The 14,561-nt window shown below is 53.7% G+C and carries 9 protein-coding genes; 4 read left to right on the top strand and 5 right to left on the bottom strand.

Annotated elements, in window-relative coordinates; genetic code table 11:
* Positions 1 to 10: 10 nt before the first annotated feature.
* From J7445_RS08385 to J7445_RS08375, 3 genes are all read right to left on the bottom strand, one after another.
* Entirely contained in the window at positions 11 to 1,120 is a 1,110-nt protein-coding gene (locus J7445_RS08385; protein WP_209282980.1) for an SPOR domain-containing protein, read from the bottom strand.
* A gap of 301 nt (positions 1,121 to 1,421) precedes the next feature.
* Positions 1,422 to 2,918 (bottom strand): YifB family Mg chelatase-like AAA ATPase, encoded by a 1,497-nt coding sequence (locus J7445_RS08380; protein WP_209282979.1) that lies wholly within the window; start codon positions 2,916 to 2,918, stop codon positions 1,422 to 1,424.
* 13 nt (positions 2,919 to 2,931) lie between these two features.
* Entirely contained in the window at positions 2,932 to 3,252 is a 321-nt protein-coding gene (locus J7445_RS08375) for an accessory factor UbiK family protein (RefSeq protein ID WP_016686683.1), read from the bottom strand.
* Between the two features lie 332 nt (positions 3,253 to 3,584).
* On the opposite strand from J7445_RS08375, the gene J7445_RS08370 reads away from it, so the two are divergent.
* Positions 3,585 to 4,550, top strand: a complete 966-nt coding sequence (locus J7445_RS08370; protein WP_209282978.1) for an IS30 family transposase — start codon at positions 3,585 to 3,587, stop codon at positions 4,548 to 4,550.
* Positions 4,551 to 4,652: 102 nt separating this feature from the next.
* On the opposite strand, the gene ubiB is transcribed toward J7445_RS08370, so the two are convergent.
* Positions 4,653 to 6,164 (bottom strand): ubiquinone biosynthesis regulatory protein kinase UbiB, encoded by a 1,512-nt coding sequence (ubiB, locus tag J7445_RS08365; RefSeq protein ID WP_209282977.1) that lies wholly within the window; start codon positions 6,162 to 6,164, stop codon positions 4,653 to 4,655.
* Between the two features lie 522 nt (positions 6,165 to 6,686).
* Here ubiB and putP point away from each other — a divergent pair.
* Positions 6,687 to 8,213 (top strand): sodium/proline symporter PutP, encoded by a 1,527-nt coding sequence (gene putP, locus J7445_RS08360; protein ID WP_209282976.1) that lies wholly within the window; start codon positions 6,687 to 6,689, stop codon positions 8,211 to 8,213.
* Positions 8,214 to 8,489: 276 nt separating this feature from the next.
* Positions 8,490 to 12,095, top strand: a complete 3,606-nt coding sequence (putA, locus tag J7445_RS08355) for a bifunctional proline dehydrogenase/L-glutamate gamma-semialdehyde dehydrogenase PutA (RefSeq protein WP_209282975.1) — start codon at positions 8,490 to 8,492, stop codon at positions 12,093 to 12,095.
* A 364-nt stretch (positions 12,096 to 12,459) separates the two neighbouring features.
* Here putA and yjgA read toward each other — a convergent pair whose 3' ends face one another.
* A complete protein-coding gene (gene yjgA, locus J7445_RS08350) occupies positions 12,460 to 12,990 on the bottom strand; it encodes a ribosome biogenesis factor YjgA (protein ID WP_003765742.1) in 531 nt (176 codons plus the stop codon).
* A gap of 173 nt (positions 12,991 to 13,163) precedes the next feature.
* On the opposite strand from yjgA, the gene pmbA reads away from it, so the two are divergent.
* Positions 13,164 to 14,495: a metalloprotease PmbA gene (gene pmbA, locus J7445_RS08345; RefSeq protein ID WP_209282974.1), complete on the top strand. Its 1,332-nt coding sequence runs from the start codon at positions 13,164 to 13,166 to the stop codon at positions 14,493 to 14,495.
* The last annotated feature ends 66 nt before the right edge of the window (positions 14,496 to 14,561 follow it).

The raw sequence follows: 14,561 nt of genomic DNA, 5'->3' as shown, positions 1-14,561 counted from the left end.
TGCCGCCTCCTTATTGAGCCGAACGCATCAGGCTGTTGATATTGTGTTTTTGCAAGTCTTTCTGAATGTTTTTCGCGGCTTCAGACGACATGCTGTTGCTTTGTACGCGGTAAACGGTTTTGTCGCCGTTGGTGCGCTCGACCACTTTGGACGAAATGCCCAGCATGGCGAGTTTGGCACGTTGCGCGTCGGCGCTGTTGCGGTCGGCGTACGAACCCATTTGCAGGATGACTTTTTTACCGCCTTCTGCTGCTTTGGTCTCAGCTTTAGCATTGTCGGCTTTGGCGGATGATTTTTCCGCGTCGGCTTTCTTCGCTTCTTTCGCCGCACCTTTATTCGCTTCCTGACGGGCTTTTTCGATGCTGCCGCTATTCAAGATTTGTTCGGGAGTCGGTTTGTTGGTTTTTTTAGCAGTTTCGGTTTTTTTGGCTTCGGCGGCTTTTTTCTCTGCCGCTTTTTTCTCGGCAAGTTTGCGCTCGGCGCGCGCTTTTTGTTTGTCGGTCAACTCAGCTGCCTTTTGGGCTTTATCGGCGGCCTCTTTGTCGGCTTTGGCTTTTTCGGCGCGTTTTTTCGCAAGCTCTGCCTTTTTCTCGGCAAGTTTTTGTTTCAACTCGCGTTCGGCAGCATCTTGGTCTTCTTTTTCAGCTTCGCGCAGGGCTTTTTCAGCCTCGCGGGCTTCATCTTCTGCTTCGCGGACGGCACGTTCTTTTTCCGCTTTTTCTTTGTCTGCGCGCTCTTTGTCGGCTTTGGCTTTATCTGCCTTTTCTTGCGCTTCTTTCTCAGCGCGTTCTTTTTCTTTGGCTGCGGCATCGTCGTCAGCCTCGCTGCGTTTCACCTCAGGCTTGGTCTCTTCGGTCGGACGCTCTTTCTCTACGGGAACAACGACAGGCGGTTCTTCCGTTTCAGGCTTGGCTTCAGGCTTAGCCTCAGGTTTGGATTTTTCCTGCGGCTTGAGGATTTCAGGCTCGGTTTGCTGTTTTTGCGGCTCGGTCGCGCCTTTAAAGGCGTTCGGCGTGTCTTGATTCAGAAAATACAGGATACCCCCGATCACGCCGGTAGCGAGGAGGAGGCCGAAGAAAAAGCCGAAAAGGCCTTTGCCGTATTGAGTGTTCTTATTCATGAGATACCTATATTGATGATGCCGTTCAGACGACCTTTTGGCGGCAGATGAATCTGCTGCTGCCATCGGCAGGGACGGGTCATTTTATCAATATCCTTTATATTGGGCAAAAATGCGCCATTTGTTTACATGCTTTTTACGAAAACCGCCGTGATGTTAGGACGTGCTGACAATTTATCAAAAACAGATTTTTTCTGATAAAACAGAATATTCCGCATTTCAAACACCAGCAGGACCTAATACGTCTGAGTTTTTTACCTTAAATTTTCCGTTTTCAGTATTCAAGGTCGTCTGAAAAATCTTACAACGCGCGGCGGAAGCTGACGGCTTTCAAAACGTGGCTTCTGCCGACTTCTTCATCTCCCGCCAAATCTGCCAGCGTACGCGCCACGCGCATGATGCGGTGGAAACTGCGGGCGGAGAGTGAAAGTTTTTCCAACAGGTTGCCCAAGGCTTCCTGCGCTTCTTTTTGGATGCGTGCGGACGTGTCGAGTTCACTGACGCTCAAGGCGGCATTCACTTTGCCTTGCCGCGCGTATTGTTTGTCGCGGGCGGCGATCACGCGCGCCAACACGACGGCGCTGCTTTCTCCTGCTTCCTGCTGCATCAGTTCGGCGGCGGACAGGCTCGGAACTTCGATGGTCAAATCGATGCGGTCGAGCAGCGGGCCGGAAATTTTGCTGCGGTAACGTGCGACACTTTCGGGCGTGCAGCGGCAGGGTTTGACGGGATGCCCGAGATAACCGCAAGGACAAGGGTTCATGGCGGCGACAAGCTGAAATTTGGCGGGATAGACGGCTTGACGCGCCGCGCGGGAAATGTGGATTTCGCCGTTTTCCAACGGTTCGCGCAAAACTTCCAAAACTTTGCGATCAAACTCGGGCAGCTCGTCCAAAAATAAAACGCCGTGATGCGCCAATGAAATCTCGCCCGGACGCGGGTCGGAACCGCCGCCGACCATGGCTGCCGAGCTGGCGCTATGGTGCGGGCTGCGGAAAGGACGGTGGCTGTCGAGTTGTTGCTGATGATTGGGCAGGAGCGAACGCAAAGCCCATACTTCGACCAATTCGTCTTCGGTCAAAGGCGGCAGGATGCCGGGCAGCCGTTGGGAAAGCATGGATTTGCCCGTTCCCGGCGGCCCCATCATTAAGAGGCTGTGTCCGCCCGCGGCAGCGATTTCCAAAGCAAGGCGGGCGGTGTGTTGACCTTTGACATCGATGAGGTCGGGCAGTTTGTCGTTTTCAGACGACCTCTGCGGAACTTGGCAGGCGGTTTGCGCCAAGGGTTCGATGCCGTTCAAATGGGCAGCGACTTCACCCAACGAACGCGCACCGTAAACGGTAATGCCGCGCATCACGGCGGCTTGTTCCGCGTTTTCCTGCGGCAGGACGAAAGAGCGTCCTGCCTGCATACCCTGCCACGCCATCGCCAACGCGCCGCGCACGGGGCGCAACATGCCGGAAAGCGCCAATTCGCCGGCAAACTCGTATTGCGCGAGCTTTTCGGGTGCGATTTGTCCGGATGCGGCGAGGATACCCAACGCAATCGGCAGGTCGAAACGTCCCGATTCTTTAGGCAGGTCGGCAGGGGCTAGGTTGACGGTGATTTTTTTGGCTGGGAAGTCGAAACCGCTTTGGATGATGGCGGCGCGCACGCGGTCGCGGCTTTCTTTGACTTCGGTGTCGGGCAGTCCGACGATGTTGAAATGAGGCAGGCCGTTGGCAAGGTGGGCTTCCACTTCGACCAACGGCGCATTCATGCCGCTCAAGGCGCGGCTGTAAACCAAGGCAAGCGACATGTTTCAGACGACCTTATTCGCCGGCTTCGGTTTGCTGTTTGATTTCTTCGACGGCTTCTTGGGCTGCGGCTTGCGCGGCTTCCAATGCGGTCTGCTCAGGCTCTTGCGCGGCTTCAAGTTTTGCCAGACGCTCTTCCAGCTCGACCAATTTGGTGCGGGTTTTGATCAAAACCTGCTGCTGGATGTCGAATTCTTCGCGCGTAACCAAATCCATGCGGTTGAACGCGCTTCCGAGCATGGCTTTGACGTTTTTCTCCATGTCTTTGGCGGGGCTGTTGGCGATGGTTTCGCTGATTTTTGCGCTGACTTCTTCAAAGAGTTGTTTGCCGAACATAATCCGTATCCTTTATATCAGAATATATAAAATTCAAGCGGCTATTGTATAAGGAAAAAGGTCGTCTGAAAACGGGTATAGCAGGCTTGCCTAGCTGTAATCCGTGTTTCAGACGACCTCGGTAATGAGTATAAAAGTAGCGTGGGCTTTCCCTGCGAAAAATATATCGGTCTATTCTGTTTCTTGGGCGAAGCCCATGCTGAGGTTGAGGTGCGCGTTTTATTCAAATCCATAATAAAAGGTCGGCGGATTCGCATTTGAAGTGCAACTTTCCCTAACAGGAAAAGGCCAGTATGCGGTAGCATACGGCCTTTCCTGCAAGAAAGATTGCCATGAGCTACACGCAACTGACCCAAGACGAACGATACCACATCCAATACCTGTCCCGCCACTGCACCATCGCCGAAATCGCCAAACAGCTTAACCGACACAAAAGCACCATCAGCCGCGAAATCAGACGGCACCGCACCCAAGGGCAGCAATACAGCGCCGAAAAGGCCCAGAAGCAGAGCCGGTCTATCAAGCAGCGTAAGCGACAACCCTATAAGCTCGATTCGCAGCGGATTCAACACATCGACACCCTTATCCGCCGCAAACTCAGTCCTGAACAAGTATGCGCCTACCTGCGCAAACACCACCAAATCACGCTCCACCACAGCACCATTTACCGCTACCTTCGCCAAGACAAAAGCAACGGCGGCACGTTGTGGCAACACCTCAGAATATGCAGCAAACCCTACCGCAAACGCTACGGCAGCACATGGACCAGAGGCAAAGTGCCCAACCGTGTCGGCATAGAAAACCGACCCGCTATCGTCGACCAGAAAACCCGCATCGGCGATTGGGAAGCCGACACCATCGTCGGCAAAGGACAGAAAAGCGCATTACTGACCTTGGTCGAACGCGTTACCCGCTACACCATCGTCTGCAAATTGGATAGCCTCAAAGCCGAAGACACTGCTCTGGCAGCCGTTAGGGCATTAAAGGCACATAAAGCCAGAGTGCACACCATCACTATGGATAACGGCAAAGAGTTCTATCAACACACCAAAATAGCCGAAGCATTGAAGGCGAAAACCTATTTTTGCCGCCCCTACCATTCTTGGGAGAAAGGGCTGAATGAGAACACCAACGGACTCATCCGCCAATATTTCCCCAAACAAACCGATTTCCGAAACATCAGCAATCGGGAGATACGCAGGGTTCAAGATGAATTGAACCACCGGCCAAGAAAAACACTTGGCTACGAAACGCCAAGTGTTTTATTCTTGAATCTGTTCAAACCACTGATACACTAGTGTTGCACTTGAAATCCGAATCCAAGGTCGTCTGAAAATGCGGGTAGCGAGTTTTTTAAAACTACTATTTCGTTTTCAGACGACCTTTTGAATAGGTACGTTTTAATCAAACAGCAAAATCAGAAGCAAAGTAACCGCAATCACGCCCAGCCACATGCTTTGCCGCTGCTGCACTTTGACCAAATGGATATAGGCATCGCGCATTTCCTGCTGGCGGTTTTCGTCAACCAGCGCGCTGATTTTGCGCGGCAGGGAAGGGATGATTTGTGCCCAGTCGGGGGCTTCGTTTTTGAGGTTGCGCAAAAAGGCTTTCGGGCCGACCTGTTCGTTCATCCACTTCACTAAAAACGGTTTGGCGGTTTTCCACAAGTCCAAATCGGGATCAAGCTGCCGTCCCAAGCCTTCGATGTTGAGCAGCGTTTTTTGCAGCAGTACAAGCTGCGGTTGGATTTCGACATTGAAGCGGCGGCTGACTTCAAACAGGCGCATCAGTACCAAACCGAAGGAAATTTGCGAAATCGGTTTGTTGAACACCGGCTCGCACACGGCGCGGACAGCAGCTTCCAATTCTTCCGCGCGCGTGTCGGCGGGCACCCAGCCCGATTCGATGTGGGCTGTGGCGACGCGGTGGTAGTCGCGGTTGAAAAAGGCGAGGAAGTTGATGGCGAGATAGCGCTTGTCGTAGTCGGTCAGCGTGCCGACGATGCCGAAATCGAGGGCGATGTAGCGATTGTCGGCGGCGACCAAAATGTTGCCGGGGTGCATATCGGCATGGAAAAAGCCGTCGCGGAAGACTTGCGTGAAGAAGATTTCCACGCCGTAATCGGCGAGTTTGTGCAAATCGATGCTGTCGGCTTTGAGTTTGGCGATTTCGGATACCGGCGTGCCGTCCATCCATTCGATGGTCAGCACGTCGCTGGTGCAGTAGTCGTAAAACACTTTAGGCACAATCAGCATATTGCTGTTTTGGAAATTGCGTCCAAGTTGGCTGGCATTGGCGGCTTCGCGCATCAAGTCCAACTCGTCATGCAGATATTTGTCGAATTCCGCCACCACCTCTCGCGGTTTCAAACGCTTGCCGTCGGCAAACAGACGCTCAACCCACGCCGCGCCGAAGCGCATCAGCGACAAATCCTGTTCGATGACGGGCAAAAGGTTGGGGCGCAAGACTTTGACCGCCACTTGTTCGCCCGAATGCAGGCGGGCTTTGTGTACTTGCGCGATGGACGCACTGGCGACGGGTTCGGTTTCAAATTCAGCATACAGCGTTTCGATGGATTGCCCCAGCGATTTTTCGATTTGCTCCCGTGAAAGTTGTGCGTCAAACGGCGGGACTTTGTCTTGCAGCTTTGCCAGTTCGACCGCGTAATCATGCGGAATCAAATCGGGGCGCGTGGACAGAACCTGTCCGAACTTGATGAAAATCGGTCCTAAGCTCTCCAATGCCAAACGAAGTCGCACGGCAGGCGGTTCGTTTTCAAATTCAGACGACTGCGGCAGCATTTTCAACAGCGTCCGCGCCCAGCCCGGACGGACAAGCGCGGCAAACAGCTCTGCGAGGTGGTAGAGGTAAAGCGTGCGGAGGATGGTTTTGATGCGTTTGAGCCGTTTCATGAGGATATATTGATATTGCGCGACAGTCGGTAATGCGGGAATTATATAGGAAACGGCAGGCCGTTGGCGGGCTGGTTTTTGAAAATGTCGTCTGAAAATGAAGCAAGGTAGTTTTAAGGCGGAATTTGGGTTGATCCGTTTTGGGTGTTGTTTAATTACTGAAAAATTGTGCGGATTGTTTTGGTATTAGGAAAGATAGTTTCAAGGTTTGAAAACAAGATTTTTTAATAGATTTTCATAATATTTTGTTTTACATGGTATTTTGATTGGCGTGTCCGCATTGTGCGGTGAACCTGTTTGCGCTGCCTTTGCAAGTGGGAATTTTTACGGTATGCTGGATTGGATTATTTACAAATCAATAGGATTTTTTTACTTATCTTGTTGTAATTGAAAATGATTTGTTCCGCGTATCCGTAAAAACGCGAGAATTTCCGCTGTATTTTAATTAGAAAAATGTTTGGGCGTGGATTGCCTGCAATTTCATCAGCCCGTGATTTTGAAGTTTTAGATGAGGAATAGTACATGAATCCCATGTATATCACTTTTGCAATCTATCTGATTGCCGTTCTCTTGATTGGTCTGGCCGCGTATTTCTCCACGCGCAATTTCGATGATTATATTTTGGGCGGGCGCAGCTTGGGTCCGTTTGTTACGGCGATGTCGGCGGGTGCGTCCGATATGTCGGGCTGGCTTTTGATGGGTTTGCCCGGCGCGATTTATTTGAGCGGTTTGAATGAGGCTTGGATTGCCATCGGTTTGGTGATCGGCGCGTATTTCAACTGGCTTTTGGTGGCGGGCCGTCTGCGCGTACATACCGAATATGCCAACAATGCGCTGACGCTGCCTGATTATTTCTTCCACCGCTTCGGCGCGGGCGGACATTTGATGAAAGTGGTTTCCGCGCTGATTATCTTGTTTTTCTTCACGATTTATTGTGCTTCGGGCATTGTGGCGGGTGCAACTTTGTTCCAAAGCCTGTTTGAAGGCATGACTTACAATCAGGCGATGTGGCTGGGTGCGGGTGCGACCATTGCCTATACCTTCTTGGGCGGCTTTTTGGCGGTAAGCTGGACGGATACGCTGCAAGCTTCTTTGATGATTTTTGCGCTGATTTTGACGCCGGTAATGGTGTATCTGGGTCTGGGTGGTGCAGATCAAATGTCTGCCGCAATTCAAAATGTTGCCGCAAGTACAGGCAAGGAATACGGCAGTCTGTTTGCCGGTACGACCGTCATCGGCATTATTTCCACCGCCGCATGGGGCTTGGGCTATTTCGGTCAGCCGCACATTTTGGCGCGCTTTATGGCGGCTGAAAGCGCGAAATCGCTGGTGTCCGCACGCCGCATCGGTATGACTTGGATGGTGTTGTGTCTGGCAGGCGCAGTGGCGGTCGGTTATTTCGGCATTGCGTATTTTGGTGCCAATCCCGACCAAACCGCTTCCATGCACGGCAACCACGAACGTATCTTCATCGCGCTTTCTACTTTATTGTTCAACCCTTGGATTGCAGGCATTATTTTGAGCGCGATTTTGGCGGCGGTCATGTCCACTTTGTCTTGCCAGCTTTTGGTTTGCTCCAGCGCGATTACCGAAGACTTCTACAAAGGCTTTTTGCGTAAAAATGCGCCGCAAAAAGAGCTGGTGTGGGTGGGTCGTCTGATGGTGTTGGCGATTGCTGTGATCTCCATCCTGATTGCGTCCGACCCCGAAAGCAAAGTTTTGGGCTTGGTGTCTTATGCGTGGGCAGGTTTCGGCGCGGCGTTCGGCCCGATTGTGATTCTGTCGGTATTGTGGAAACGCATCACTGCATACGGCGCTTTGTCGGGCATGATTGCCGGCGCGCTGACTGTGGTGGCGTGGGCGGAGTGGGTCAAAAAACCTGCTTTGGCGGCACATGAAACCGGTCTTTTGACCATGTACGAAATCGTCCCCGGCTTCATTGCCTGCTTGGTGGTCGCTATTATCGTTTCACTTGTCGACAAAGAGCCGTCTCGTGAAATCCAAGAACGTTTTGAAAAAGCGGATGCGGAATACCGCGAGGCGAAATAAGTGTTTTCAGACGACCTGCCGTTGACCGTAGGTCGTCTGAATTTTTATACGGGAAGGCAGGTTTTATTTTTATATTGATGCTCATGCGGATAATGCACTCTTTGGGCTTTATCTGCTTTTTATCAAAGCAAAAAATCCTGTTTTTGAGATAAATTGCTTGTCCGACCCTTATAAATTTATTAAGATATTATCTATATGCTTTAAATCTTTTCAGACGACCTCGAAAAGGGATGAGGTCGTCTGAAAATCATCATAAAAACTTTGGAGAACCTTAAAATGTTTGACTTTGCTTTTCCGACACAAACGCCACTGCGCCAAGCGATTACCGATGCTTACCGCCGCGACGAAATCGAAGCCGTTCAGGATATGCTGCAACGCGCACAGATGAGCGATGAGGAGCGTCGGGCAGCGTCCGAACTCGCACGCCGCTTGGTTACGCAGGTTCGCGCCAGCCGCACCAAAGCCAGCGGCGTGGATGCACTGATGCACGAGTTCTCGCTCTCCAGCGAAGAAGGCATTGCGCTGATGTGTCTGGCGGAGGCTTTGCTGCGCATTCCTGATAATGCGACGCGCGACCGCCTGATTGCCGACAAAATTTCCGAAGGCAACTGGAAAAGCCATTTGAACAACAGCCCGTCCCTGTTCGTCAACGCCGCCGCGTGGGGCTTGCTGATTACCGGAAAACTGACCGCGCCGAGCGACAAGCAGATGGGTTCGGCTTTGAACCGCCTCGTCAGCAAAGGCGGCGCCCCCCTGATCCGCCAAGGCGTGAACTACGCCATGCGCCTGTTGGGCAAGCAGTTTGTTACCGGACAAACCATTGAAGAAGCGCTGCAAAACGGCAAAGAGCGCGAAAAAATGGGCTACCGCTTCTCCTTTGATATGTTGGGCGAAGCCGCTTTTACCCAAGAAGATGCCGACCGTTATTACAACGACTACGTTCAAGCCATTCACGCCATCGGCAAAGATGCTGCCGGACAAGGTGTGTACGAAGGCAACGGCATTTCCGTCAAACTTTCCGCCATCCATCCGCGCTACTCGCGCGCCCAACACGAACGCGTGATGAGCGAACTCTTACCTCGTCTGAAAGAGCTGTTCCTTTTGGGTAAAAAATACGATATCGGTATCAATATCGATGCTGAAGAAGCCAACCGTTTGGAGCTGTCTTTGGATTTGATGGAAGCACTCGTTTCCGACCCCGATTTGGCAGGTTACAAAGGCATCGGCTTTGTCGTTCAGGCATACCAAAAACGCTGCCCCTTCGTCATCGACTATCTGATTGACCTTGCCCGCCGCAACAACCAAAAACTGATGATCCGCCTCGTTAAAGGCGCGTACTGGGACAGCGAAATCAAATGGGCGCAAGTGGACGGCCTGGACGGCTATCCGACCTACACCCGCAAAGTCCATACCGACATCTCCTACCTCGCCTGCGCGCGCAAACTGCTGGACGCGCAAGACGCCGTGTTCCCGCAATTCGCCACCCACAACGCCTACACCTTGGGCGCGATTTACCAAATGGGCAAAGGCAAAGACTTTGAACACCAATGCCTGCACGGCATGGGCGAAACCTTGTACGACCAAGTGGTCGGCCCGCAAAACTTAGGCCGCCGCGTGCGCGTGTACGCCCCGGTCGGTACACACGAAACCCTGCTTGCCTACTTGGTGCGCCGCCTGTTGGAAAACGGCGCGAACTCGTCGTTTGTCAACCAAATCGTCGATGAAAACATCAGCATCGACACGCTGATCCGCAGCCCGTTCGACACCATCGCCGAACAAGGCATCCACCTGCACAACGCCTTGCCGCTACCGCGCGATTTGTACGGCAGGGGTCGTCTGAATTCCCAAGGCGTCGATTTCAGCAACGAAACCGTGTTGCAACAGCTTCAAGAAAAACTCAACCGCGCCGCCGCGCAAGACTTCCATGCCGCATCCATTATCAACGGCAAAGCCCGCGATGTCGGCGAAGCGCAACCGATTAAAAACCCCGCCGACCACGACGACATAGTCGGCACAGTCAGCTTTGCCGATGCTGCGCTTGCCCAAGAAGCGATTGGCGCAGCCGTTGCCGCGTTCCCCGAATGGAGCGCAACGCCTGCCGCCGAGCGCGCTAATTGCTTGCGCCGTTTCGCCGATTTGCTGGAGCAGCACACCCCCGCGCTGATGATGCTTGCCGTGCGCGAAGCAGGTAAAACGCTGAACAACGCCGTCGCCGAAGTGCGCGAAGCCGTCGATTTCTGCCGCTACTACGCAAACGAAGCTGAAAACACCCTGCCCAAAGATGCCAAAGCCGTCGGTGCCATCGTCGCCATCAGCCCGTGGAACTTCCCGCTCGCCATCTTTACCGGCGAAGTCGTTTCCGCATTGGCAGCCGGCAACACCGTTATCGCCAAACCTGCCGAACAAACCAGTCTGATTGCCAGCTACGCCGTTTCCCTGATGCACGAAGCAGGCATCCCGACTTCCGCCTTGCAGCTTGTCCTCGGCGCAGGCGATGTCGGCGCAGCGCTGACAGGCGACCCGCGCATCGGCGGCGTGATTTTCACCGGCTCGACCGAAGTGGCGCAACTGATTAACAAAGCCCTTGCCAAACGCGACGACAGCCCCGTATTGATTGCCGAAACCGGCGGTCAGAATGCCATGATTGTCGATTCCACCGCGCTGCCCGAGCAGGTTTGTTTGGACGTGCTCAACTCCGCCTTTGACAGCGCGGGACAACGCTGCTCCGCCTTGCGTATCCTTTGCGTCCAAGAGGACGTTGCTGACAAGATGCTCGCCATCATCAAAGGCGCGATGGACGAATTGGTCGTCGGCAAACCCGTTCAGCTCACCACCGACGTAGGCCCCGTCATCGATGCCGAAGCGCAGCAAAACCTGCAATCGCACATCAACAAAATGAAAGGCGTTGCCAAGTCTTACCACGAAGTCAAAGCCGCCTCCGACGTTGATCCTGCGAAATCCACTTTCGTGCTGCCGATTTTGTTCGAACTCAACAATTTGAACGAACTCACCCGCGAAGTCTTCGGTCCCGTCCTGCACGTTGTCCGCTACCGTGCCGACGAACTTGACCAAATCATCGACCAAATCAACAGCAAAGGCTACGCGCTCACCAGCGGCGTACACAGCCGTATCGAAGGTACGGTCAAACGCATCCGCGAACGCATCGAAGCGGGTAACGTTTACGTCAACCGCAACATCGTCGGCGCCGTCGTCGGCGTACAACCGTTCGGCGGACACGGTATGTCAGGTACAGGTCCGAAAGCAGGCGGTTCGTTCTATCTGCAAAAACTGACCCGCATCCCCGAATGGGTTGCCCCGCCGCTGAGCCGTATCGGACAAGCGGACGAAGTCGCGCTCAAACGCCTTGAAGCCCTGATTCACAAGCTGCCGTTTAATGCGGAAGAGAAAAAAGCAGCGGCATCAGCATTGGGACACGCCCGCATCCGCACCCTGCGCCAAGCAGAATCCGTCTTGGTCGGACCGACCGGCGAACGCAACGCCATGAGCTGGCGCGCGCCCAAACGCGTCTGGGTACACGGCGGCAGCCTCCTGCAAGCCTTCTGCGCCCTGACCGAACTTGCCGCCGCAGGCATCGTAACCGTCGTCGAACCCGACAGCCCGCTTGCCTCCTACACCGCCGACCTCGAAGGCCTGTTGCAAGTCAACAGCAAACCTGAAAGCACGGGTGTGCACCACGTCGCCGCCCTAAGCCCGCTGGACAGCAGCCGCAAGCAAGAGCTGGCAAAACGCGACGGCGCACTCATCCGCATCCTCCCGTCCGAACAAGGCTTAGACATCCTGCAAGTGTTTGAAGAAATTTCTTGCAGCGTCAATACCACAGCCGCCGGCGGCAACGCCAGCCTGATGGCCGTTTCTGACTAAAAGGACTGAATAAACGCCAGAGCGTTTGAACAAAGGTCGTCTGAAAACGTTAGCAAAACCCGCTAAGTCCGTTTTCAGACGACCTTTTTCTGTAAATTAAAATAAGCAGGGCAGATATTGTTTTTCCGTCAGGTATTGATGGTTAACCTACCGTCGTTATTTCCGTACGGCTGGGAATTCGGAAATTTGAAGTTGCAGCAGCTTTGAGATATTTCCGCAATGCAGAGACCCGGATTCCCGCCTGCGCGGGAATGACGGCAACGGCGGTTTCAGACGACTTTTATGGGCTGATGATAAAGTTTATCCGGAAGTATGAAAACAGGTCGTCTGAACCCCCAACCCCGTTTTCAGACGACCCCGATATTTATTCTGCCCAATCCTGCGTTTCTTCCGAATCGCTCTGACCGCCTTCCATGACGGATTTGATTTCTTGGAAGAGGGCGCGGAAGTTTTTCGGCGGTTTGTTTTGTTCCTGCTCTTTTTTCGTGTTGCGGATTAAGGTGCGCAATTTGCCTGCGTCGGCATGGGGGAAGTCCGCCATGAATTGGGTGATTGCGTTGTCGTCCGCCAAGAGGCGCGTGCGGGCTTGTTCGACGCGTTGTAAGAAGGCGTTGTGGGCGGTATTTTCGCCGCGCAGTTTGGCGAGGAAGGCTTCGATGGGCGCGGGGTCGGTGTCTCGCATGAGCCTGCCGATGAATTGGCTTTGGCGTTTGAGCGCGCCGTTGGACGTGATTTTTTTGTAGGTAACGACGGCTTCGTACAAGTCTTCGTCCAAGCCGATTTTTTTCAGCGTATCGGTCGAGAGTTTGGTCAACTCCATGCCCAAAGCCTGCAAATCGTTCATTTGCTTTTTCATTTGGGTTTTGCTGACCCATTCGTCTTCGTTTTCAAACATTTTGATAAACCTTTAATTTTGTTTCGGGTATTTTAGCACGTTCGGGCAGGTTCCACGTCAATGCCCTGTCGAAACGGCGTTTTCAGACGACCTTTTGTTTCCGGCGGCGGTATTTTTGCCGAGGTCGTCTGAAAACGGTTAAAATGCCGCAAACCTCTGTCAGGAAACCTTTTATGCTGTTCAACCACACCGCCTCCGAGCTGACCGGCTTATGCGGGCACGCCTTGGATTTGGCAAAAAACATGGGCGCGGCTGCTGCCGAAGCCGACTTTAGCGAATCCATCGGACAAAGCGTCAGCGTACGGCTGGGCGAAATCGAACAAATCGAGTTCCAGCAAGACAAATCGCTGGATATTACCGTGTACGTCGGCAAACGCAAAGGTCGTGCCAGCACCGCCGACTTCTCCGAAAAAGCCCTGCAAGACACCGTCAAAGCCGCCATCGACATCGCCCGCTATACCGCCGAAGACGATTGCGCAGGTCTGGCAGATGCTTCGCTTATGGCGCAACACGTCGGCGACCTCGACCGTTACCACGAATGGGATTTAAGCACGGAAGCCGCCATCGAGTTGGCAAAACAATGCGAACAAGCCGCCCTGAGCGCGGATGAGCGCATCGAAAATTCCGAAGGCGCAGGCGTTCAGACCGGACATTACCAATACGTTTACGGCAACACCCACGGCTTCACCTCCCACCAACAAGGCACGCGCCACAGCATTTCGTGCAGCATCGTCGCCGCCGACGAAAACGGCATGCAGCGAGACTACTGGTACGACGCAGCCTGCCGCCATCAAGACATGGACAGTCCCGAGCAAATCGGTAAAACCGCTGCCGAGCGTACCTTACGTCGTCTGAACAGCCGCAGCATCCCGACAGGCAGCTATCCCGTCCTCTTTGATACCACCGTCGCAGGCGGCCTTATCGGACACCTCGTCGGCGCACTCAGCGGCGGCGCGCTCTACCGCCAAAGCAGCTTCCTGATTGACAGCATAGGCAGAAAAGTCCTGCCCGATTTCCTCAGCCTGCGCGAAGAGCCGCACATCCCCCGCGCCTTCGGCAGCACCTATTTCGACTCCGAAGGCGTCGCCACACAGCCGCGTTTCGTCATCCGCGACGGCATTGTCGAAGGCTATTTCCTCAGCAGTTACAGCGCGAGAAAGCTCGGTATGCAGACCACGGGCAACGCTGGCGGCGCGCACAACCTTTATTTGAACCATACGCACGAAACGCAGTCCGACTTGCTGAAAGAAATGGGCACGGGATTGTTGGTTACCGAACTGATGGGGCAGGGCGTGAACACCATCACGGGCGACTACTCGCGTGGCGCGGCAGGTTTTTGGGTGGAAAACGGCATCATCAGCCACCCCGTCCAAGAAATCACCATCGCCGGCCGCTTGCAGGATATGTACCTCGGAATCGTCGGCACTGCCAACGACGCGCTGCGCCGCTCTTCCAACAAAATCGGTTCGGTGCTGATTGAGAGCATGACCGTGGCGGGGGAGTAGGTTTTACCCGGTTATTAAAAAGGTCGTCTGAAAACGGCGAATGTTTTTTCAGACGACCTCAGATTG

It is taken from the genome of Neisseria sicca (genome assembly GCF_017753665.1).
Taxonomy (GTDB): Bacteria; Pseudomonadota; Gammaproteobacteria; order Burkholderiales; family Neisseriaceae; genus Neisseria; species Neisseria flava.
The sequence above is the reverse complement of the archived record's forward strand: the minus strand, read 5'-3'. Positions and strand labels throughout refer to the sequence as shown.

Excerpts from the sequence above, each read along its gene's own strand:
- yjgA (WP_003765742.1), bottom strand. The coding sequence starts at position 12,990 with ATGTTTGAAAACGAAGACGAATGGGTCAGCAAAACCCAAATGAAAAAG.
- J7445_RS08380 (WP_209282979.1), bottom strand. The coding sequence starts at position 2,918 with ATGTCGCTTGCCTTGGTTTACAGCCGCGCCTTGAGCGGCATGAATGCG.
- putP (WP_209282976.1), top strand. The coding sequence starts at position 6,687 with ATGAATCCCATGTATATCACTTTTGCAATCTATCTGATTGCCGTTCTC.
- J7445_RS08370 (WP_209282978.1), top strand. The coding sequence starts at position 3,585 with ATGAGCTACACGCAACTGACCCAAGACGAACGATACCACATCCAATAC.
- putA (WP_209282975.1), top strand. The coding sequence starts at position 8,490 with ATGTTTGACTTTGCTTTTCCGACACAAACGCCACTGCGCCAAGCGATT.
- pmbA (WP_209282974.1), top strand. The coding sequence starts at position 13,164 with ATGCTGTTCAACCACACCGCCTCCGAGCTGACCGGCTTATGCGGGCAC.
- J7445_RS08385 (WP_209282980.1), bottom strand. The coding sequence starts at position 1,120 with ATGAATAAGAACACTCAATACGGCAAAGGCCTTTTCGGCTTTTTCTTC.
- J7445_RS08375 (WP_016686683.1), bottom strand. The coding sequence starts at position 3,252 with ATGTTCGGCAAACAACTCTTTGAAGAAGTCAGCGCAAAAATCAGCGAA.
- ubiB (WP_209282977.1), bottom strand. The coding sequence starts at position 6,164 with ATGAAACGGCTCAAACGCATCAAAACCATCCTCCGCACGCTTTACCTC.